The following is a 6,371-nucleotide window of genomic DNA, read 5'->3' on the forward strand; positions in this document are numbered from 1 at the left end:
TCGATGTCAAACCAATCGCTGACCAAAAGCTGACCAGCCCGTCAAGCTCGTGGCAAGGTTTTGGTCAGCACGTCAGCAAACTGCATGCTTCAAGGCTTTTCCGCAGCAAAAAAGCCGTCTCCCGAACAGTTGGGAGACGGCTGTCATAGGAAAAATCAATTACAGATGGACATCGGGATCGAGCATTTGGGCGCTCACGCGCATGGATGACGCCAGGTTTTGGAACGTTTCCAGACGCAGGCTGTCGATCTGCCCGGCGTCCTCGGCCTTGCGAACGGCGCAACCCGGCTCATGGGTATGCGTGCAATCGCCAAATCGGCACGCGCGCGATGCCTCGACAATCTCGGGGAAGGCGCGCGCCAGACCCCGCTCGTGACCCACGAGCGGTAGGCTGCGCAGGCCCGGAGCATCGGCGATCACGCCGGCGTCGCCCGGCAGTGCCACCATCACGCGCGCAACGGTAGTGTGACGGCCCTGGTCGTCGCGTTCGCGCACACCGCCAGTCGCCAACGTATCGTGGCCCAGCAGCGCATTGAGCAGCGTCGACTTGCCGGCACCCGACTCGCCCAGAATCATGGCGCAGCTCCCGGCAGGCACGCAGGAACGAACCTCGTCCAGGCCGCGCCCCTCGGCAGAGGACGTCACGATCACGCGCACGTCCGGACCCACCAGGCGGCGCACGCGGTCCAGATCGCGCTCGAGCTCCTCGGCATCGCAGCGGTCAGCTTTGGTGAGCACCACCACCGGCTCGGCATCGCAGTCGAGCGCCAACACCAGCGAGCGCGCCACGCGGTCGAGCAGCACCTCGCCGGCGCCGAGCGCCTGCACGATCAGCACGCTATCCACGTTGGAGCAAAGCACCTGACGCTCGCCGCGAGCGCGTCCGCGCCAACGCTCAAAGCTCGTACGGCGCGGCAGAACGCACTCGATCACGCCCATGTCGTGCCCGGGCGCGCGGCGAACCGCCACGCGGTCGCCCACGGCGGGCAGCAGAACCTCATCCTCGCCACGTGACTTGGCAAACCCCACGGCATGCTCGGCACGAAAGGTGTCGTCGGCAGTCGCCACCAGCGGAAACCCGCGATCCAGGCGCACCACGGCACCAAGTTGCATCTGCTCGGGCTCCTCGGCCTGGGCGCAAAAGTCGTCAAATGCAGCCTGCTGAGCCGCATCGACCGGCAGGTCATCGAACGCCGGAACATCCTGCAGTGCGTCAAGCCCCGGTACACTCGCCAGCAACTCCTCAGCAGATGCGGGAGCCTCGGTCGCGAGCTTCCGACGACGATCGCGCTTAGCCCGCGCCCCCGTCGTCTTTTTCTTCGCCTTAGCCTTAGCCTTGCCCACAAGCGCCTCCCAGCACCACAAATCACAACTGAGCAGGTATTTTAAATCAAAAAGAGCTGGCCGGGCAAAGCCCGACCAGCTCACAAACTTTCCCTCAGCCCTTTATCATCCGCACAGGAGAAAAGCCAGCAAGGATACCGCAGGGCCCGCCCCGGGAGTGTTTTCTTATGAGCGATCCCGCAGCGCGAAGCGCGAGGACCAGCGAAGAAGAAAACACGCAGGGGCGGGCCCGGACAGGTTAACTTACTCTTTCTCCACAGCGCGCATGATCGCCTTGTAGATCTCCATCAGCGGGATGATCAGGAAGGCAAGGCCCAGCGCGGCGACAACGCCCTTGAGTTCAAGCGTCACGGGACCAAAGAACATCTCGGCAAGCGTCGGCTGCACGGTAACGATCACCGTCAGCACCAGCGCCAGCGCGGCAGAGGCCCACAGCCACTTGTTCTGCTTCTTCATGCTAAACAGCGACGCACGACGGCTGCGCATATTGAAGCAGTGGAAGATCTCGACCATGTTGAGCGTGATGAAGGCCATCATCACGCCTTCCTCGTCGGCATTGCCGGCGATCATATCGGCGATGTGGATGTAGCCCATGTCAAAGTACACGCCCACAAAGAAGCTCGCCAGCACCAGCACGGTGATGATCAGGCCCTGGACCACGCAGTCCAGGCCCATGTTACCGGCAAAGACGCCGTCTTTGGCGTTGCGCGGCTTGCGCTTCATGATGTCGCCCTCGGCGTCCTCCATACCCAGCGCGAGCGCGGGGAAGCAGTCGGTAACCAGGTTCACCCACAGCAGCTGCACCGGCTGGAAGATGGTAAAGCCGATGAGCGTGGCAATAAACACCGAGAATACCTCGGCAAGGTTGGCCGAAAGCAGGAACTGGATGACCTTGCGGATGTTGTCGTAGATGCGGCGACCCTCTTCGCAAGCACCGATGATGGTGGCGAAGTTGTCGTCGGCGAGCACCATGTCGGCGACGTTCTTGGTGACGTCGGTACCGGTGATACCCATGCCCACGCCGATGTCGGCACGTTTGATGGACGGGGCGTCGTTGACGCCGTCACCCGTCATGGCCACGATCTGGTCGCGCGACTTCCAGGCCTCGACGATGCGGGTCTTGTGCTCGGGCTGGACGCGGGCGTACACGCCGTAGTCCTCGATGTGCGCGTCGAGTTCCTCGTCGCTCATGCGATCGAGGTCGGCACCGGTGATGGCATGGCTGCGATCGGTGACGATTCCCAGCTGCTTGGCAATGGCCACGGCGGTGTCGATATGGTCGCCCGTGATCATGACGGTGCGAATACCGGCGTCGTGGGCCTCGCGGATGGCGTCGGCGACCTCGGGGCGGACAGGGTCAATCATGCCGGACAGGCCGCAGAAGACCAGGTCGTGCTCGAGCGCAGCGGGGCTGCAGTCGCTCGGGACCTCGGTGTAGGTGCGGCTTGCCAGCGCCAGCACGCGCAGAGCCTCGTCGGCCATGGCCTTGTTGGCGGCCACGAGCTCGGCGCGACGCTCCTCGGTCAGCGGGACGACCTTTTCGCCCTCGTAGATATGGGTGCACAGGCCGATTACCACGTCGGGCGCGCCCTTGGTGTACTGCTCGTACTCGCCATCCAGGGTCTCGACGACCACGGACATCATCTTGCGACCCGAGTCAAACGGGGCCTCGCCCACGCGCGGGTGCTCGGCAGTCAGGCCGGTGAGACCAGCCTTGCCGGCGTCGTTGACGAGCGCGCACTCGGTCGGCTCGCCCACGGCCTCGCCCAGCTCCTCGTCCCACTGGGCATCGGAGCAAAGGGCCATACCGGCCAGGAACTTTTCCTTAGGCGCAGCGAGCTCGTGCTTGACGACGGTCATCTTGTTCTGGGTGAGGGTACCGGTCTTGTCGGAGCAAATAGTCTGCGTGCAGCCGAGGGTCTCGACGGCAGAGAGCTTGCGGATAATCGCCTGGCGCTTGGCCATCTTGGTCACGCCGAGCGACAGCACGATGGTCACGACGGCGACCAGGCCCTCGGGGATGGCAGCGACGGCGAGCGAGACGGCGACCATAAAGGTGTCGAGCAAGGCAGTCGGATCGGTAAGGACGTTGCCCACGCCGTGGCGGAGGATATCGACGCCAAAGATCACGACGCAGATGACGATCACCATAATGGTGAGGATGCGGCTGAGCTCGGCAAGCTTCACCTGCAGCGGCGTAAGCTCTTCCTTGGCCTCGGCCAGGGCGCCGGCGATCTTGCCCATCTCGGTATCCATGCCGGTACCGACCACGACGGCGCGGCCGCGGCCGTACACCACGGTAGAGCCCATGTAGCACATGTTCTTGCGGTCGCCGAGCGGCACGTCATCGGTGCCTGCGGCAAGCTCGATCACGTTGGCGTGCTTCTCTACGGGCACGGACTCGCCGGTGAGTGCGGCCTCTTCGATCTTCATCGTGGCGCTCTCGAGCACGCGGCAGTCGGCCGGGACGGAGTCGCCCGCCTCGAGCATGATCACGTCGCCGGGCACGAGCTCGGCGCTCGGCAGGTGCACGAGCTTGCCGTCGCGCAGTACCTTGGACTGCGCCGCGCTCATCTCCTGCAGGGCCTCGAGGGCCTCCTCGCTCTTGGCTTCCTGGACCACGCCCAGCACCGAGTTGACGATAACGACGAACATGATGATGACGACATCGGCAAAGTCGGGCTCGCCCTTGACCATGCCCGTGAGCGCGCTGATGATGGCGGCAACGATCAGCATGATGACCATGGGGTCGGCCATCTGCTCAAAGAAACGCTTCCACAGCGGCGTCTTCTCGGCTTCCTCGAGCTTGTTAGGGCCTGTCTTGGCGAGGCGCGACGACGCCTCGTCGTTGCTCAGGCCGAGGTTCTCATCGACGCCCTGGTCGCTGAGCACCTCCGCCGCGGCGGACAGGTATTCCTTTTGCATATAGAGTCCCCTCCTGGGATTCGGGCCACTCAGCAGATTGATGCCCGATCATAATTCCCAGGAGAAGGGCAAGGGCTCATCAAGGCTGCCGTGCTGAGCGGCAGTTGATAGTGGAGCTATGGTACCCCAAAGCAGCGCGTCTAGCCAAAACATTCCAATTGGAAACACGGCTCGAGTGCAACGATGCAGACCGTGTGATGCTCAATATTGATAAAACGTTTTTTCTTCGGCGCATCGTCAAACTGAAATATCGCCCAGATAGCAGCGGTCAGAACGGTTGGTAAAGTTTTTGCATATACCGTTTTTCCGCAAAAAATGAACTTCTAATTCGGCATACGGTCGATTTTTTGGGGTATTCGGTCGCCATTTCGTTATAATCATCTCAGTTTTATTTCTTATGGTTTATCTATCAGCGCAAGACGATGTCAGATGGAGGTCTGAATGTACAAGCGCACCAAGATTGTATGCACCATGGGTCCCGCCTGCGATAGCGACGAGACCATCCGCGAGATGATCAAGGCGGGCATGAACGTCGCCCGTTTTAACTTCTCGCACGGCTCCTACGACGAGCACCACGGTCGCATCGAGCGCGTCCGCCGTATTTCCAAGGAGCTCGGCATGCCCGTCGGCATCCTGCTCGACACCAAGGGCCCCGAGGTCCGCACCGGCCTTTTGGTCGATGGCAAGAAGGTTGCCGTCAAGACCGGCGACAAGATCGTCGTCACCGCTCAGCCCACGTCCGAGGATTTCCACGGCACCGCTGAGCACATCTCCCTCGACTACCTGGCTCTGCCCTCCGAGGTCGAGAAGGGCTCCCTCATCCTGATCGATGACGGCCTGGTTGCCCTCGAGGTCGAGTCCGTCGATGGCCAGGACATGACCTGCGTCGTTAAGAACGACGGCCTGATCGGCGAGCGCAAGGGCGTCAACATGCCCAACGTCAACATCTCGCTGCCCGCCATCACCGAGCGCGATCGTCAGGACATCCTCTTTGGCCTGACCGAGAACATCGACTACATCGCCGCTTCCTTCATCCGTGACGGCGAGTCCGTCCGCGGCATCCGCGAGCTTTGCCGCGAGAACGGCGGCGAGCACGTGACGATCTTCCCGAAGATCGAGTGCGCCCTGGGCGTCGAGAACTTCGACGAGATCCTCGAGGCTTCCGATGGCATCATGGTCGCCCGTGGCGACCTGGGCATCGAGATCAAGCCCGAGCTCGTTCCCCACATCCAGAAGGAGATCATCGCCAAGTGCAACGCGGCCTACAAGCCCGTCATCACCGCTACGCAGATGCTCGACTCCATGCAGCAGAATCCGCGCCCGACGCGCGCCGAGGTTGCCGACGTTGCTAACGCCATCTACGACGGCACCGACGCCGTTATGCTTTCCGGCGAGTCCGCTGCCGGCAAGTACCCGGTCGAGGCCGTCAAGATGCAGGCCAGCATCGCTCTCGAGACCGAGAAGTACCTCCCGGCCCACGCTCCGCTCGAGGTTCCGGCCGATGCTCACGGCACCCGCGTCGTCAACAACGTTGTGGGTATGTCCGCTGTGAACATGGCTACCACCGTTGGCGCCAAGTGCATCACCGTGCCGACGACCACCGGTCGTACCGCTCGCCTGATCTCGCACTTCCGTCCCAACATGCCGATCTGCGCGTTCTCCCGCCACGAGTGGGCCGTCCAGCAGATGATCATGTACTGGGGCGTTATCCCGCACCAGGCCGAGATTACCCAGGGCACCGTCAACGGCACGATCGTCAAGGCGATCGAGACCGCTAAGGAGCTCGGCTACGTCGAGGCCGGCGACCTGACCGTCGCTACCGCCGGCGATCCCCGCATGAGCGTCCAGCTCGAGGACAAGGTCTCCTCGACCAACGTCGCTTACGTCGCTCAGGTGCGCTAAGTCGTACTTGCAAGCAGGTTTGCATTGCAAAGGGCCCGGAAGGCATTGCCTTTCGGGCCCTTTTTCTGTGCACCGATGCCTACCGCACGACATGGCACGCACCCATTTCATTACCAAAAGCGCGAAATCCGCCCTCCGAGGCCCAAAAAATAAGGCTCTGTTAGACCAGGATTGACATGCCGACCTGCCGGCTATCTCGC

Annotated in this window: 3 protein-coding genes; 1 reads left to right on the forward strand and 2 read right to left on the reverse strand. The window is 62.4% G+C overall.

From position 1 onward, the window contains the following. Window positions 1-159: 159 nt before the first annotated feature. Together rsgA and DXC52_RS08460 are read right to left on the reverse strand one after the other, a co-directional pair. Entirely contained in the window at window positions 160-1,113 is a 954-nt protein-coding gene (gene rsgA / locus DXC52_RS08455) for a ribosome small subunit-dependent GTPase A (RefSeq protein WP_199409503.1), read from the reverse strand. A gap of 474 nt (window positions 1,114-1,587) precedes the next feature. Then, the gene (locus tag DXC52_RS08460; protein ID WP_117746907.1) at window positions 1,588-4,269 is read right to left on the reverse strand and encodes a cation-translocating P-type ATPase; all 2,682 of its coding nucleotides are present in this window, start codon (window positions 4,267-4,269) and stop codon (window positions 1,588-1,590) included. A 441-nt stretch (window positions 4,270-4,710) separates the two neighbouring features. Between DXC52_RS08460 and pyk the strand changes: the two genes are divergently transcribed. Then, window positions 4,711-6,171: a pyruvate kinase gene (pyk, locus tag DXC52_RS08465; RefSeq protein WP_099432613.1), complete on the forward strand. Its 1,461-nt coding sequence runs from the start codon at window positions 4,711-4,713 to the stop codon at window positions 6,169-6,171. The last annotated feature ends 200 nt before the right edge of the window (window positions 6,172-6,371 follow it).

Origin of the sequence: Collinsella sp. TF05-9AC (assembly GCF_003438495.1) — a bacterium.
Lineage (GTDB): Bacteria > Actinomycetota > Coriobacteriia > Coriobacteriales > Coriobacteriaceae > Collinsella.